General features: G+C 62.6%; 11 protein-coding genes. 8 read left to right on the top strand and 3 right to left on the bottom strand.

Features of this window, described 5'->3' with window-relative positions; genetic code table 11:
* Window positions 1-44 precede the first annotated feature (44 nt).
* A complete protein-coding gene (gene nosR / locus H9642_RS14920; RefSeq protein WP_251837254.1) occupies window positions 45-2222 on the bottom strand; it encodes a transcriptional regulator NosR in 2178 nt (725 codons plus the stop codon).
* Window positions 2223-2530: 308 nt separating this feature from the next.
* Window positions 2531-3238 (bottom strand): succinate dehydrogenase iron-sulfur subunit, encoded by a 708-nt coding sequence (locus tag H9642_RS14915; RefSeq protein WP_251837253.1) that lies wholly within the window; start codon window positions 3236-3238, stop codon window positions 2531-2533.
* A gap of 163 nt (window positions 3239-3401) precedes the next feature.
* On the opposite strand from H9642_RS14915, the gene H9642_RS14910 reads away from it, so the two are divergent.
* Window positions 3402-4085, top strand: a complete 684-nt coding sequence (locus H9642_RS14910; protein WP_251837252.1) for a spermidine synthase — start codon at window positions 3402-3404, stop codon at window positions 4083-4085.
* Between the two features lie 260 nt (window positions 4086-4345).
* Here H9642_RS14910 and H9642_RS14905 read toward each other — a convergent pair whose 3' ends face one another.
* On the bottom strand, window positions 4346-5530 hold the full coding sequence (locus tag H9642_RS14905) for a patatin-like phospholipase family protein (RefSeq protein ID WP_433962712.1): 1185 nt from the start codon (window positions 5528-5530) through the stop codon (window positions 4346-4348).
* Between the two features lie 1058 nt (window positions 5531-6588).
* Between H9642_RS14905 and H9642_RS14900 the strand changes: the two genes are divergently transcribed.
* The 7 genes from H9642_RS14900 (at window position 6589) to H9642_RS14870 (ending at window position 15292) form a co-directional block, all read left to right on the top strand.
* Window positions 6589-7791: a quaternary amine ABC transporter ATP-binding protein gene (locus H9642_RS14900; protein ID WP_251837250.1), complete on the top strand. Its 1203-nt coding sequence runs from the start codon at window positions 6589-6591 to the stop codon at window positions 7789-7791.
* Window positions 7788-8699 carry an ABC transporter permease gene (locus H9642_RS14895; RefSeq protein WP_251837249.1) on the top strand — a complete coding sequence of 304 codons (912 nt, stop codon included), beginning with the start codon at window positions 7788-7790 and terminating at the stop codon, window positions 8697-8699. Before H9642_RS14900 ends, H9642_RS14895 begins: the two co-directional genes overlap by 4 nt.
* Entirely contained in the window at window positions 8696-9640 is a 945-nt protein-coding gene (choX, locus tag H9642_RS14890) for a choline ABC transporter substrate-binding protein (RefSeq protein WP_251837248.1), read from the top strand. Before H9642_RS14895 ends, choX begins: the two co-directional genes overlap by 4 nt.
* 178 nt (window positions 9641-9818) lie before the next feature.
* Window positions 9819-10676, top strand: coding sequence for a glycine betaine ABC transporter substrate-binding protein (locus tag H9642_RS14885; protein ID WP_251837247.1), 858 nt, complete (start codon window positions 9819-9821; stop codon window positions 10674-10676).
* A 144-nt stretch (window positions 10677-10820) separates the two neighbouring features.
* Window positions 10821-12293 (top strand): betaine-aldehyde dehydrogenase, encoded by a 1473-nt coding sequence (gene betB / locus H9642_RS14880; protein ID WP_251837246.1) that lies wholly within the window; start codon window positions 10821-10823, stop codon window positions 12291-12293.
* Between the two features lie 93 nt (window positions 12294-12386).
* The gene (gene betA, locus H9642_RS14875) at window positions 12387-14078 is read left to right on the top strand and encodes a choline dehydrogenase (protein ID WP_251837296.1); all 1692 of its coding nucleotides are present in this window, start codon (window positions 12387-12389) and stop codon (window positions 14076-14078) included.
* Window positions 14079-14407: 329 nt separating this feature from the next.
* Entirely contained in the window at window positions 14408-15292 is an 885-nt protein-coding gene (locus H9642_RS14870) for a DNA-3-methyladenine glycosylase family protein (protein WP_251837245.1), read from the top strand.

Genomic DNA, 15292 nt, shown 5'->3' with positions numbered 1-15292 from the left:
GGGACAACATTACTGTCTGTTCGCCTTGCGCCGTCAGGCCAGGCTCAGGGTTCAACGACTTGCACAGCAGGTATCAACTCGGGGCTGTCCGGCGCTTTCTTGCCGCGCTTCTTGCGCTTGTTGATCAGCGGCGGACATTTGGTGTCGTTGTGGTAGGTCATCTGGCAATCGAGGCAGTAGTGGCACTCGTTGTGGTTGATGTGCCCGTCTGGGTGGATCGCCTGGATCTCGCATTCCTTCGCGCACAGCTGGCAGGGGTTGCCACATTCCTTGCGGCGCTTGAGCCAGTCGAACAGGCGCACCTTGCTGCTGATCGATAGCGCCGCGCCCAGCGGGCAGATGTAGCGGCAATAGACCTTGCGGGTGAACAGGTTGACCACCAGCAGGACCACCACGTAGAGCACGAACCACCACTGACGGTCGAACTTCAGCGTGATCGCCGTCTTGAACGGTTCCACCTCAGCAGCCTTTTCGGCCAGCATCATGGATTCCAGGGAGATGCCGAACAGCACCAGCAACACGATGTACTTGATCGCCCATAGCCGCTCATGCAGGGCAAAGGGCAGTTCGTACTGAGGAATCTTGATCTTGCGCGCCAGCTCGTTGAGCAGCTCCTGCAGTGCTCCGAACGGGCACAGCCAGCCGCAGAACACGCCCCGGCCCCAGAGCAGGATGCTGGCGGCGGTGAACACCCAGAGAATGAAAATGATCGGGTCGGTGAGGAACAGCTCCCAGCGGAAGTCCTGGAACAGCGCGTGGACGAAGGTCAGCACGTTGACCACCGACAGTTGCCCCAGGCAGTACCAGCCGATGAACAGTACGGTGAACAGCAGGTAGCCACGGCGCAGCCAGTGCAGGAACTGCGGCTTCTTGGTGAAGCTGTCCTGCAGGAACAGGATGACGGTCAGCAGGCCCAGCGCGGCCAGCAGCACGCCGACCTGGAAGCTTTTCTGGTACCAGATGTTGACCCACAGCGGCCGGTTGGCTTCCTCGATGGCGGCCAACTCTTCGGCGGTCGGTTGCGGCCGCTCAATGTATTGCTCGGGCATCTGGTAGGGCAGCTCGAAGCTGGTGAAGATGCTCTCCACCGGACCGATCTGACGGCGCACCAGCAGCTCCAGGTTCCAGGCCGAGCCCGGATCGAAGCGGTACTGGTCGCGGATGATGAAGATCGCCATCTCGTAGAAGTCCGGTATGCCAGCGGCATACACGTCGGAGAGGCGGATGAAATCCAGGTCGCGGAAGCTGATGATGTCGCCGAATTGACGCAACTGGATGCGATCGAAGATCCCGCCACGTACGTAGCCCGAGCCCTTGAAGGAGTACTCACCGTTGCCCAGCACGGCAATGGCATGCTCGCCAGGCTTGAGATCTTCCATCAGGAAACGGTACTGGTTATCGCCCAGCAGGTTGCGACCGATGGTGGGCGGATTCAGATGGGTGACATAGAGGTCGACGAAGGTGTCGCCTACCTGTTCTGCAGTGGCCTCGTCGATGCCCTCGGCTTCGCTGCCCTTGAACGCCTCGTCGATATCACCGCGGGTTAGCAGCATGCGGCGAATCGCACCGTTGCCTGTGAGCTCGCTCCAGTTGGCCGGCTGGTAGACATCCTCGCGCACGAGTGCCGGTTTCTGCGTCGCGCCGGCCACGTCCTCGACCAGGCCCAGGGACACGGCCACCGCATGGGCGGAACGCATCACCGCTTCGTTGATCACCATCACCGTTACGGTGGCGCCGGTCACGGCATCGACGGTGACCGCGCTCTTGTCACTGGAGCGACCGACAACGACCCGCTGCTGGACATTGATGTCGGTGTAGGTGGCGTTGAAATCGTGAATCTTCTGCTCGGGGATGCCGATCAGAACGATGGGCTCGTGGTGTTCGAGCATGTAGGCATCGCGGATCACCCCCTGAGGGTCGAGGATGACCTGCAAATTGATCGGCTTGCCGGAATAAGCAGGGATATTGACGACGTTGATGCTCTGGAAAGCGTAACCGAGAATGTCGTCGCCCTGCGTGAGAGTCTGCACCTGATAGTCGCCGGCTGGCTCGGACACGTCGGTCAATCCGGGAAACACCAGTTCCATGCGCTGTCGTTCCAGCCCGCCGTATTCCTTGGCCTGCACGCTCGGCATCATTGCCAGGCTCAGAATCATCAGGAAGACCAGCCAGCAGGCGCTTGGGAACGACCTGCCTGTTACCGAAAAATGCACACTACTCATGGGCTTATCAAACTTCTAGTACGAGAGATTTACGCCTGCATGGTAGTGAGCCTGCCCTCCTGCACTCCTTGACCTTGATCAAGCCGCTCCGCGCATTTCACTTACAGCGGCCGAATGCCGCACCCCTGCGCTCGGGCGATAGCGGCACAAATGCACTTGGCTGAACGAGCTCCAACACGACAGATGGCAGCACAACGCGTGTACCTGAAGGCGTCGCTCTCGTTTAGAGAAAAGTGCATAGGGCCAAACGAGCCCCCGCCAGCGGCCTGTCGGCCACAGCGAACTGCTCCAGGTGCGGTAAAGGCAGATCAGGTGCCCGAACGGAACAACTCGCGACGGATATGACCGATGGCACCCATGGGATTCAATCCCTTGGGGCACACCCAGCTGCAGTTGCCAATGCTGCGACAGCGGAACAGGCTGAACGGGTCGTCCAGCCGTTGCAGCCGTTCGGCCGTGGCCTGGTCACGGCTGTCGACGATGAAACGCCAGGCTTGCAGCAAGCCGGCCGGGCCAATGTAATCCTCCGGATTCCACCACCAGGACGGGCATTGCGAGGTGCAGCAGGCGCAGAGGATGCACTCGTACAGGCCGTCGAGCTTGGCCCGGTCGGCAGGCGATTGCAGGCGCTCGATGGCGGGGGCCGGATCGTCATTGATCAGCCAGGGGTGAACCCGCTCGTACTGCTTGAAGAACAGACTCAGGTCGACTACCAGATCGCGGATCACCGGCATTCCCGGCAATGGCCGGATCACCAGACTGTCGCCCGCCTCCAGCACGTCCGCCACCGGACTGATGCAGGCCAAACGGTTCTTGCCATTGATGTTCATGCCATCCGAGCCGCAGACACCCTCCCGACAGGAACGGCGGTATGCCAGTGAGACATCCTGTTCGTGCAGGTACTCCAGCACGTCCAGCACCATGCGCGGACGGAACTCGTCGGGCACCTCCAATGACTGCATATAAGGCGCAGCATCGCGTTCGGCGTTGTAACGGTAAACCTGCACATTGATCATGGGGGAGCTCCTGGCAGCCATGGCGATGCCTGCCTGAAGCTTAGCCAGGGAGTCGGGAACGTGTTTGCGTGACATGCACGCCACACGAGGTTCATTAGCATTCCGGGCCGAGGCCGGTACACTCCTCAGCCTTCGCCCGGTCGGCCCTGCTCCGAGATCCCCCATGAAACGTTTTGTCCTGCTCGACACCGCCCCGATCCCCAACAACGGCGGCGCCCTGTGCCTGTTCGAGTACGGTGAGGATTTCGTCATCAAGATCCAGGGCGGCAGTGGCGGTCAGTTGATGAACACGCGCATGCACGGCTCGGAAGACGCCTTGGCCGAGATTCCCTGCAAGAAAATCGCCGCGCGCCTGGCGCCACGGGTGCTGATCGGCGGTCTGGGCATGGGCTTCACCCTTGCCTCCGCGCTCAAGCACCTGGGCAAGAATGGTGAAGTGGTGGTGGCGGAACTGGTGCCCGGGGTCATCGAGTGGAACCGTGGCGCGCTGGGCGAAAAATCCGGTTACCCGATGCGCGACCCTCGCGCCAGCGTGCTCAATGAAGACGTCGCCAAAGTCCTGCAGGACGAGCCACAAGGCTTCGATGCCATCTTGCTGGATGTTGACAACGGCCCCGAGGGCCTGACCCAGCGGGCCAATACCTGGCTGTATTCCCTGGCCGGCTTGCAGGCCTGCGCCCGCGCGCTACGCCCCAAGGGCATCCTTGCCGTGTGGTCGGCCAGTGCCGACCGCCCCTTCGCCGAACGTTTGAAGAAAGCCGGCTTCAAGGCGGAGGAAGTACAGGTCTACGCCCACGGCAATCGCGGCACCCGCCACACCATCTGGATCGCCGAGAAAACGCAGTAAGGTAGACGACTCGCTGCTGGGCGCCTAAGGCTCCTCGCTAGAGCGACGAGATCGCTCAATAGCCCAGCCCTGCACGAAACCTGTAGGGGCGAATTCATTCGCCTGGCGCATTATTTCCAGGCCATGAATCCGCTGTGACCTACATCAAGGTGTCGGCCGCTTGGTTAGGTGCAGCTCCGAGACTGCTTGAAGGCTCGGTGCCAGGCGAATGGAATTCGCCCCTACGAAACGCGTCCCCCCCACGCCGTTGCGTGACCGCATCACGCCAACGCCTCGGCTGGCTGCAGCGTACTCAGGCCCAGGAAGTCCACCAGTGCCTCGCGGCGCGCCATGGCGTCCTTGTAGCCCAGCTCGATCAGCTCGTTACAGTATTCCGGCTCGAACAGCAGGTAACTCAACACGCCGGCGCCACTGACCTTGGTGGCGCCGGGGCCGCGCAGGAATGTCCGCAGCGAGCGCGGCAGTGAGTGGCGATGGCGCGTGGCGATTCGGTCCAGCGACTCGCTGGGGTTGATCACCAGCACCTCCACCGGCTGCAGACCGAGTTGGCGTGCTTGCCGCGTTTCAGGGAGGGACCTACTGATCAGGTTGAGCCGTTCGAGCAGTTCGAGGTCGGTTTCCAGGTTATCGACGAAGGTGCTGTTAAGCAGATGAGCGCCGATACGCGCCAGACTCGGCGGGTTGTTGCGCCCGCGAACCGCCGGCAAGTCGTCATGTGCAGGGTCGCTGACACCGATAACCAGCGCTCGCGTTGCCCCCAGGTGCAGCGCAGGACTGATGGGAGCGGCCTGACGTACCGCGCCATCGCCATAGTATTCGCGGCTCAGCCAGACCGGCGGGAACACCAGTGGAATCGCCGAGCTGGCCAGCAGATGCTCCACCCCCAGCCGGGTTGGTATCCCGATGCGACGATGGCGCAGCCAGGGATCGATCGCCGCCTGTCCCTGATAAAACGTCACCGCTTGGCCCGAGTCATAGCTGAACGCCGTGACCGCCACCGCCCGCAGACGACGCAGGCGGATGGCGGCGGCAATCCCGCTGCAATCCAGCTCACGCTCCAGCAAGGCGCGCAGAGGCGAACTGTCGAGCAAGGCCACTGGCACGTCCGGTCCGAGCCCGAGCAGATTACAGCCGATAAAGCGCGATGCCTGACGCAACAAGCCTGGCCAGTCCGTGCGGTAGATATGGTCGCAATGGAAGCTGCGCCACACCTCAGAGATTCGCCGGGTCGCCTCACCGAAATGCAGGGCGCCACTGGCCAGACCCGCCGCATTGATAGCGCCGGCCGACGTGCCGACGATGACGGGAAACGGATTGTGCGCTGCATTGGGCAACAGGTCGGCAATCGCGGCCAGCACCCCGGCCTGATAAGCCGCACGCGCGCCGCCACCAGAAAGAACCAGCCCGGTGGTCGCCGAGCCGGAGGGGTACTGCATGACGTTCATCCTGATTCTTGATCCATTGGACGCGGCTTGCGTACCAGCCTTTCCGGCTATGCCGCGAAAGGCCATTAGCAGCCATCAAAGTGCCATAGGCCAAGTCGACAGATCAACTGCAGATGCGGGTACTTTGGTCGGGATGGGCAGGCGCTGCCAACTGCCGTGCCTCAATTGAAAACGCGGCGGGCAATTGTGATTGCTCAGCCTCGAGACCGCCGTAGCGCATTGTTTTTACATGCATTAAGTAAATTCGAATCAATAACTAACATGCCGCCCAGGTAGTAATCTTTCTTCATGAGCTGGCATTAAAGATTCATGTTGCCTTTAATTTATTGTTTCCTCTGTTGGCACTCGCAAACTGCCAACACCATCACGCAAGCCATTGGCTAGCCAGCGAAAACACCCGCAGGGATCACCCCCACGATATCCATCCTGGCCAAAATATTTTACATATTTCTGATTGCGCCACAGCCCCCGCCATACGGCGTCCAACGCCGATTCACCAGACGCAAAACCACGGCCGGCGCCACTTTCAGCCTTGACCCGGGGGGAATGAAGTCTGCTATGGTTTAAAAGGTTTCATCCTGCCGGGTGGTGCCCCGCCTGATTATTCCTATGATATTTCGGGCAACTTACGGGCAGAGAAGTTCTATTATTCTTTGCCCGTGCGCCTCCTGGCAGTTAAATGATTCACTGCACTGGTGCGGAATCAAACCAATGCTGTTTCCCATATACCGGGGTTACAGCCCTGCATAATCCGCCGACCTCTCGTACCGGGAAGCCTGACCGCCACGCAGTGAGTCTCAACACACTGTCAAAGGTTTCGGAGTCATTGTGCGGTACGGCACATACGCATACTCGCCAGTTACGTCCTCGCTCAATGCGAAGTACGGCGCCACGCTGGCACCCCGCCTCGGCGCACGACCGTCCACCGGTCCTCTCTCCGATTCCCCTACGTCTCACCCCTCCATAGGCAAGGCCTGTCGCCCTCGCCTGGCGAATGCCCATGGGCACGCGCCGGGCTGCGGATGACGGCTAACTGTCGCTAGAAAGGAAACCATTCCATGCGGACTGGAAAAATCGTCGTTGAAAACCTTACCAAGGTCTTCGGCGACCATCCCCAACAAGCCATCGAGCAACTCGGCAAAGGCTGGAGCAAAGACCGCATCCTCGCCGAAACCGGCGCGGTCGTCGGCGTGAACGATGTGTCGTTCAGCGTCGAGGAAGGCGAGATCTTTGTGCTCATGGGTCTGTCCGGCTCGGGTAAGTCCACCCTGATCCGGCTGATCAATCGACTGATCGAGCCCACCGCCGGCAACGTCTACATCGATGGCCAGAATGTCGCGCAGATGCCTCGCGCACAATTGATCGACCTGCGTCGCCGCGACCTGAGCATGGTCTTTCAATCCTTCGCCCTGATGCCCTCGCGCACTGTGCTGGACAATGCCGCGTTCGGCCTGGAAATCGCCAAGGTCGGCCGCGCGGAACGCGAAGCGCGCGCCATGGAAGTACTCGAACAAGTCGGCCTTGCCGGCTTCGCCGACAAGCTTCCTGAGGAATTGTCCGGCGGCATGCAGCAGCGCGTCGGCCTGGCCCGCGCCCTGGCGGTGAATCCCTCGGTCATCTTCATGGACGAGGCGTTCTCGGCCCTCGACCCGCTCAAGCGTCGCGAAATGCAGGATGTGCTGCTGGAGCTGCAGGAAACCCAGCGCCGCACCATCATCTTCGTCTCCCATGACATTGAGGAAGCCCTGCGCATCGGTACGCGCATCGGCATCATGGAAGGCGGCAAGCTGGTGCAGGTTGGCACGCCCCAGGAGTTGATCGACCACCCGGCCAACGACTATGTGCGCAACTTCTTCGACACCATCGACACCAACCGCTACCTCACCGCTGGCCAACTCAAGGCCGACAGCGTTCCGCTGTTCGTGCACAACGGCAAGGCGCCGAACGCCATCCAGGTGCGCGACGAACTGCAAGAGCAGGACAAGCACTACGCCTTCATCGTCGATGAAGACAATACCTTCCAAGGCTCCATCAGCCTGGAAAAAATCGCCCTACTGGTGGAAGACGACAAGCACCTGCGCCTGCACGGCGACGTGCTCAAACAGATCGAGCCGGTGCCTGAAGACCTGCCGCTGGACCAGGTGATCGAACAGTTGGTGATCAACGAGGGACCGATCCCGGTGGTCGACAAGGCTGGGCAGTACTGCGGTGCGATCAGTAAGGGCCGCCTGCTGAGCCGTCTGCAGGGAGGCATGGCATGAGCGACAAGTATCTGGATCTGGGCAGCTGGATCAACGACGGCGTCGAGCACCTGCTCGAGAACTACGGCGATGCCTTCGACAAAACCGGGCAGTGGGTCAGCGGTTTTTCCGAAGGCATCGAAGCGTTGCTGATGTTCCCGCCGGCCTGGCTGCTGATCGCGCTGTTCGTTGCCCTCGGGCTGTGGCGCATCGGCGCACGTTTTGCCCTGTTCACCGCGGTAGCCTTCACGCTGATCGTACTGACCGGTTTCTGGGAGCAGACCCTGGTTACCCTCGGCCTGACCCTTTCCGCCACGCTGATCAGCCTGCTGGTGGGTATTCCGCTGGGCATCTGGGCCGCCAGCAGCGAGCGCATCTCCACCGTGACCCGGCCGATCCTCGACTTCATGCAGACCATGCCGGCCTTCGTCTACCTGATTCCGGCCGCCATGCTGTTCGGCCTCGGCCGGGTGCCGGGCATCTTCGCCACGGTGATCTTTGCCATGCCACCGGCTGTGCGCCTGACCAACCTGGGCATCCGCCAGGTCAACAAGGAACTGGTGGAAGCCGGCCAGGCTTTCGGCTGCAACCGCCGCCAGTTGCTGTTCAAGGTGCAGCTGCCCAATGCCATGCCGTCGATCATGGCCGGGGTCAACCAGACCATCATGATGGCCCTGTCGATGGTGATCATCGCCTCGATGGTCGGCGCCGGCGGCCTGGGCAACGACGTCCTGGCCAGCATCCAGCGCCTGGACATCGGCCTGGGCTTTGAAAGCGGCATGGCCGTGGTGTTGCTGGCGATCATTCTCGACCGCATCACCGAAAGCTTCGGCACGCCGCGCCAAACGCGCAGCGACAGCCTGTATGCCCGACTGTGCGCTCTGCTGAGCAGCGCGAAAACCTCACCCACCCCAGGGACGACCAAATGAATTGCTTGAAAACCCTCGCAGGCGCCGCCCTGCTGAGCAGCCTGCTAATGCCCACCGCCTGGGCTCAGGAACCGGCCAGTTGCCAACAGGTGCGTTTTGCCGAAATCGGCTGGGCGGACATTGCCGCCACCACCGGCGTGGCCATGGCCCTTACCGAGGGCCTGGGCTACCAGCCGAAGAAGGTCATGGCCTCCGTGCCCATCGCCTTCACCGGGGTGCAAAAAGGCCAGATCGACGCCTTCCTCGGTTACTGGTCACCGTCGATGGACGCCATCGTCGAACCGTTCCAGAAGAACGACGGCATCAAGATCCTGCCCACGCCCAACCTGGACGGTGCCAAGTACACCCTGGCCGTGCCGACTTACGCCGCCGAAGCCGGCCTAAAGAGCTTTCAGGACATTGCCCACTTCAAGGATCAGTTGAACGGGCGCATCTACGGCATCGAGCCGGGCAACGACGGCAACCTGCTGATTGAACAGATGATCAAGGGTGACCAGTACGGCCTCGGCGACTTCCGCCTGGTGGAATCCAGCGAGGCCGGCATGCTGGTGCAGATCCAGCGCGCCGTTCGCCAGAACAAGCCGGTGGTTTTCCTCGGCTGGGCGCCGCACCCGATGAACACCCAGTTCGACATCACCTACCTGGACGGTGGCGATGAAGTATTCGGCCCTGACCACGGCGCGGCCAAGGTGTTCACCGCCGTACCGACCGACTACGAAGCGCGCTGCCCCAATATGGGCACGCTACTCAACAACCTGCAGTTCAGCGTCGAGATCGAAAGCCAACTGATGGATGAGGTGCTGCAAAAGCAGAACCCGGTGGTCGTTGCCAAGAACTGGATCAAGGCCAACCCGGCGATTCTCGAGCAGTGGCTGGACGGCGTGACCACCTTCGACGGCCAGGACGGCCTCGCTGCCGTGCAGAAACACCTCGGACTCTAACCCCTGCGTAGGGTGGACAACCGCTGTGCGTTGTCCACCTCGCGCGTACCCATGGTGGATGTAAAAAACGACATCCACCCTACGCCCCGGCATAAATCCAATACGGAAGCGCCGCATCCATGCGGCCAAGGGACGACGCCTCTAATCAAGGCGCCCCTGCAAAATCAAGGAGCACACCATGCGTACATTGAAAAACCTACTCGGCAAAAGCCTCGCCACTGCAGCCCTGGCCTTCGGCCTGTCCAGCGCCATGGCCGCCGACAAACCCACCCTGACCCTCGGCTATGTCAACGGCTGGGCCGACAGCGTCGCCACCACCCACGTGGCCGCTGAAGTGCTGCAAAGCCAGCTGGGTTATAACGTCAAGCTCAAGCCGGTAGAAGCCGCCATCATGTGGCAAGGCGTGGCCCGGGGCGATCTGGACGCCGCCCTCTCCGCCTGGCTGCCGGCCACTCATGGCGATTACTACGACAAGCTCAAGGATAAGGTCAACCTGATCGGTACCAACTACACCGGGGCGAAGATCGGCCTGATCGTGCCGGACTACGTCGACGTCCAAAGCATCGCCGACCTCAATCAGCACAAGAAGGCCTTCCAGGGGCAGATCACCGGCATCGATGCCGGTGCCGGCATCATGATTCGCACCGAGGAAGCCATCAAGGCCTACGACCTGGACTTCAACCTGATGGCCAGCTCCGGCCCGGCCATGACCATCGCCCTGGCCCGCGCCGAGAAGCAGCAGAAACCCATCGTCGTCACCGGCTGGATTCCGCACTGGATGTTCGCCAAGTGGGACCTGCGCTTCCTGGAGGATCCCCAGCAGGTGTTCGGTGAAGCCGAAACCGTCTACACCGTGGCCAACCCAGGCCTGGAAACCAAGGCTGCCGAAGCCGCCGGCTTCCTGAAGAACTTTGCCTGGACCGACAAGGAAATCGGCGCGGTGATGCTCGCCATCGACAACGGCGAAACCCCGAAAAAGGCCGCCAGCGCCTGGGTTGCCGAGAACCCCGAACGCGTCGCCGAGTGGCTGAACTAACGCTTCAGTTTCGCTTCCAGTCGGTGAGTATCCGTAGGGTGGACAGCGCTTTTTCTGTCCACCAAGCGGGCAACACTGCCGTTTAGTGAACTGGCTCCGCCCTACCCAGGCTCGCCCCCTCACGCCCAACCACGAGGAACCCTAATGCCCCGCTTCGGCGAACAACAGCTTTATATCGGCGGTCGCTATGTCGCAGCGTCGTCTGCCCAGCGTTTCGAAACCATCAATCCCGCCAACGGCGAAGTACTGGCCCAGGTACAGAGCGCCAGCCGCGAGGATGTCGAACGCGCCGTGGCTACCGCTCACGAGGGCCAAAAGGTCTGGGCAGCGATGACTGCCATGCAGCGTTCGCGCATCCTGCGGCGCGCCGTGGATATCCTGCGCGAGCGCAACGATGAACTGGCCCTGCTGGAAACCCTGGACACCGGCAAGCCGCTGTCGGAGACCCGCTACGTTGACATCGTCACCGGCGCCGACGTGCTGGAGTATTACGCTGGCCTGATCCCGGCCATCGAAGGCGAGCAGATTCCGCTACGCGACACCTCCTTCGTCTACACCCGCCGCGAGCCGCTGGGCGTAGTTGCCGGCATCGGCGCCTGGAACTACCCGATCCAGATCGCCCTTTGGAAATCCGCCCCGGCCCTGGCCGCCGGCAACGCGATGATCTTCAAGCCCAGCGAAATCACCCCGCTGAGTGCGCTCAAGCTGGCCGAGATCTACACCGAGGCCGGCCTGCCGGACGGCGTGTTCAACGTGCTCACCGGCCCTGGCGCCGAGGTCGGCCAGTGGCTGACCGAGCATCCCGGCATTGCCAAGATTTCCTTCACCGGCGGCACCGTCACCGGCAAGCAGGTGATCGCCAGCGCCACCCGTTCCTCCCTCAAGGAGGTGACCCTGGAGCTGGGCGGCAAGTCGCCGTTGATTATTTGCTCCGACGCCGACCTCGACCGCGCCGCCGACATCGCCGTCATGGCCAATTTCTACAGCTCCGGCCAGGTGTGCACCAATGGCACGCGGGTGTTTGTGCCGCGCACGCTGCAGGCCGCATTCGAGCAAAAACTGCTCGAACGTGTGCAACGCATCCGCCTGGGCAATCCGCAGGACGAAGCCACCAATTTCGGCCCACTGGCCAGCTTCGCCCATATGGAGCGGGTGCTCGGCTACATCGACAGCGGCATCCAGGAAGGCGCACGCCTGCTGACCGGCGGCCAGCGCGTCACCGAGGGTACCTGCGCTCAAGGCGCCTTTGTGGCGCCGACGATCTTTACCGACTGCCGCGACGACATGCGCATCGTGCGCGAGGAAATCTTCGGCCCGGTGCTCAGCCTGCTCGCCTACGACGACGAAGAGGAAGCCATTCGCCGTGCCAACGCCACCGACTACGGCCTGGCCGCTGGCGTGGTGACCCCTGACCTGGCCCGTGCGCACCGCCTGATCCACCGCCTGCAGGCCGGGATCTGCTGGATCAACACCTGGGGCGAATCCCCCGCCGAGATGCCGGTGGGCGGCTACAAGCATTCCGGCGTCGGCCGCGAGAACGGCCTGGCCACCTTGGCCCACTACACGCAGATCAAATCGGTGCAGGTGGAACTGGGCGAATTTGCCTCGGTTTTCTGAACGGACGATTAAAAGCGCTGGAGGCTGAAGGCTGGACGAAACAGCGGCCTCGGCTCGTCCAGCCTCCAGCCTTCCAGCCCTCCGCAGGAGGAGATTTTCATGGAATTCGACTACATCATCATCGGCGCAGGGTCCGCCGGCAACGTGCTGGCTACCCGCCTGACCGAGGATGCCGACGTCAGCGTGCTACTGCTGGAAGCCGGCGGCCCGGACCATCGCCTGGACTTTCGCACGCAAATGCCCGCCGCCCTCGCCTACCCGTTACAAGGCAAGCGCTACAACTGGGCGTACGAAACCGACCCCGAGCCGCATATGAACAACCGCCGCATGGAATGCGGGCGCGGCAAGGGCCTGGGGGGCTCGTCGCTGATCAACGGCATGTGCTACATCCGCGGCAACGCCCTGGATTTCGACCACTGGGCCCAGTTGCCGGGGCTGGCAGACTGGAGCTACCTGGATTGCCTGCCGTATTTCCGCAAGGCGGAAACCCGTGACATTGGTGCCAATGCCTATCACGGCGGCGACGGTCCAGTCAGCGTGACCACGCCGAAAAACGGCAACAACCCGCTGTTCCACGCCATGGTCGAGGCGGGCGTGCAGGCCGGTTACCCGCGCACCGAGGACCTCAACGGCTACCAGCAGGAAGGCTTCGGTCCGATGGACCGCACCGTGACGCCCCACGGCCGGCGCTCCAGCACCGCGCGCGGCTATCTCGACCAGGCCCGCGACCGAAAAAACCTGACCATCGTCACCCATGCCCTGACCGAGCGCATCCTGTTCGACGGCAAGCGTGCCAGCGGCGTCAGTTATTTGCGCGGCAACGCCCGCCAGCCGATCAGCGCGCGGGCGCGACGCGAAGTGCTGCTGTGCGGCGGCGCCATCGCCTCGCCGCAGATCTTGCAACGCTCCGGCGTCGGTCCGGCCGACCTGCTACGCGACCTGAACATTCCAGTGGTGCACGAACTACCCGGCGTGGGTGAGAATCTGCAGGATCACCTGGAGATGTACCTGCAGTACGCCTGCAAGGAGCCGGTCTCTCTCTACCCGGCCCTACAGTGGTGGAACCAGCCGGCCATCGGCGCACAGTGGCTGCTCGCCGGCGATGGCGTCGGAGCCAGCAATCACTTCGAGGCAGGCGGTTTCATCCGCACCCGTGCCGACTTCGAATGGCCGAACATCCAGTTCCACTTCCTGCCGGTGGCGATCAACTACAACGGCAGCAACGCGGTGAAGGAACACGGCTTCCAGGCCCACGTCGGCTCCATGCGCTCGCCCAGTCGCGGCCGCGTACGGCTCACCTCGAAAGATCCACGCCAGCACCCGAGCATCCTGTTCAACTACATGAGCACCGCTCAGGACTGGCAGGAATTTCGCGATGCCATCCGTATCACCCGCGAGATCATCAACCAGCCGGCGCTCGATCCCTATCGCGGCCGCGAACTCAGTCCTGGCGCACATTGCGAGAGTGACGCCGAGCTGGACGCCTTTGTACGGGATAACGCCGAAACCGCCTTCCACCCCTGCGGCTCCTGCAAGATGGGCGAGGACGGCATGGCGGTGGTCGATGGTCAGGGCCGCGTGCACGGTCTCGAAGGGCTGCGCGTGATCGATGCCTCGATCATGCCGCTGATCGTCACCGGTAACCTCAACGCCACCACCATCATGATCGCCGAGAAGATTGCCGACAAAATTCGCGACCGCCAACCGCTGCCGCGCAGCAATGCGGCTTATTACGTGGCGGGCAACGCACCGGCACGCACCTCGGCAGAAAGAAGCTTCAGCTGACTCAGGCCCACGCTGTCGCCGCCGCAGGCGACAGCGTGTCGGGCTTGAGGCCTCTACGCGGGAAATCTTGAATACTTCGCTAATCGCCGTGCCATCCCAGACATAGCGCAGGTGCGGCCCCTGCACCGGGATGGACACCGCCGGCGGCCGAAAGATGGCCGCACAGGTTCCCCGGCACTCGCACGCAGCGGTAAAGCGGCCCCCCGCTATTCGCCTCGCCAAAGCGCACGGCGAAGCGCTGGCACCCTTGCTGAAGCGGTTCGCAGCTTAAGCAAACTCCGGACCTCAAGCGCTCGACCGAGCTCTTCTGCACGCTCTATGCTCAAGCCATGAACAGCGCAGCAACTACCCTCCACCTCCCCTTTCTCGCCCCCTGGGATTGGCAACAGTTCCAGCGCCATTTCGCCCTGCGCCTGTTGCCCGGCGTGGAAACCCTCGCCGACGACGGCTATTGCCGCAGCATACGTATCGGCGGCGTGACGGGCTGGTTGGCGGTGAGTCCGTTGGCCGGGCAAAACCTTTTGGAGCTACGCATCAGCCCTTCGGCCCAGACCATCAGTTCGGCACTGGTGACGCGGGTGCGGCGCATGTTCGATCTGGATGCCGACCCGCAGGCCATTGCCGCGCATTTTGCCGCCGATGCATTGCTCGGGCCGCTGGTGGCGGGTTATCCGGGCCTGCGTCTGCCCACGGCGTTCGACCCGTTCGAGCAAGCCGTGCGCGCCATCGTTGGCCAGCAAGTCACGGTAAAGGCGGCGGTGACCATCACCGGCCGGCTGGTGGCGCGTCTCGGCGAGCCGTTGCCGGATGCGCCCGCTCAGGGGCCCCAGTATCTATTCCCAACGCCGGAACAGATTGCCAGCGCCGACCTTTCCGCCATCGGCATGCCTGCCAAGCGGGTGCTGGCTTTGCAACACCTGTCGGCCGCCGTGGCCGATGGCAGCCTTGAGCTGCATGTCGAGGACGGCGCCGACGCGCTGGTGGAACGCCTCTGCGCCCTGCCCGGCATTGGGCCCTGGACCGCCGAATACATCGCCCTGCGCGGTTTCGGCGCGGTGGATGCCTTTCCTGCTGCCGATCTTGGCCTGCTCAAGGCGCCGGTCTGGGGGCAAGGCGGTATCGGTGCGCGGGAACTGAAAATTCGCGCTGAGGCCTGGCGTCCTTGGCGAGCCTATGCTGCGATTCATCTCTGGCACAGTTACGCAGGAGGTTGA

The sequence above is a fragment of the Serpens gallinarum genome (genome assembly GCF_014836765.1).
Classification (GTDB): Bacteria; Pseudomonadota; Gammaproteobacteria; order Pseudomonadales; family Pseudomonadaceae; genus Serpens; species Serpens gallinarum.
Note: the sequence above shows the minus strand (reverse complement) of the source record. Positions and strands in the feature narration are given on the sequence as shown.

What these genes read in the sequence shown, in the direction of transcription:
- nosR (WP_251837254.1), bottom strand. Translation starts at nt 2,222, where the DNA reads ATGAGTAGTGTGCATTTTTCGGTAACAGGCAGGTCGTTCCCAAGCGCC.
- H9642_RS14915 (WP_251837253.1), bottom strand. Translation starts at nt 3,238, where the DNA reads ATGATCAATGTGCAGGTTTACCGTTACAACGCCGAACGCGATGCTGCG.
- H9642_RS14910 (WP_251837252.1), top strand. Translation starts at nt 3,402, where the DNA reads ATGAAACGTTTTGTCCTGCTCGACACCGCCCCGATCCCCAACAACGGC.
- H9642_RS14905 (WP_433962712.1), bottom strand. Translation starts at nt 5,530, where the DNA reads ATGAACGTCATGCAGTACCCCTCCGGCTCGGCGACCACCGGGCTGGTT.
- H9642_RS14900 (WP_251837250.1), top strand. Translation starts at nt 6,589, where the DNA reads ATGCGGACTGGAAAAATCGTCGTTGAAAACCTTACCAAGGTCTTCGGC.
- H9642_RS14895 (WP_251837249.1), top strand. Translation starts at nt 7,788, where the DNA reads ATGAGCGACAAGTATCTGGATCTGGGCAGCTGGATCAACGACGGCGTC.
- choX (WP_251837248.1), top strand. Translation starts at nt 8,696, where the DNA reads ATGAATTGCTTGAAAACCCTCGCAGGCGCCGCCCTGCTGAGCAGCCTG.
- H9642_RS14885 (WP_251837247.1), top strand. Translation starts at nt 9,819, where the DNA reads ATGCGTACATTGAAAAACCTACTCGGCAAAAGCCTCGCCACTGCAGCC.
- betB (WP_251837246.1), top strand. Translation starts at nt 10,821, where the DNA reads ATGCCCCGCTTCGGCGAACAACAGCTTTATATCGGCGGTCGCTATGTC.
- H9642_RS14870 (WP_251837245.1), top strand. Translation starts at nt 14,408, where the DNA reads ATGAACAGCGCAGCAACTACCCTCCACCTCCCCTTTCTCGCCCCCTGG.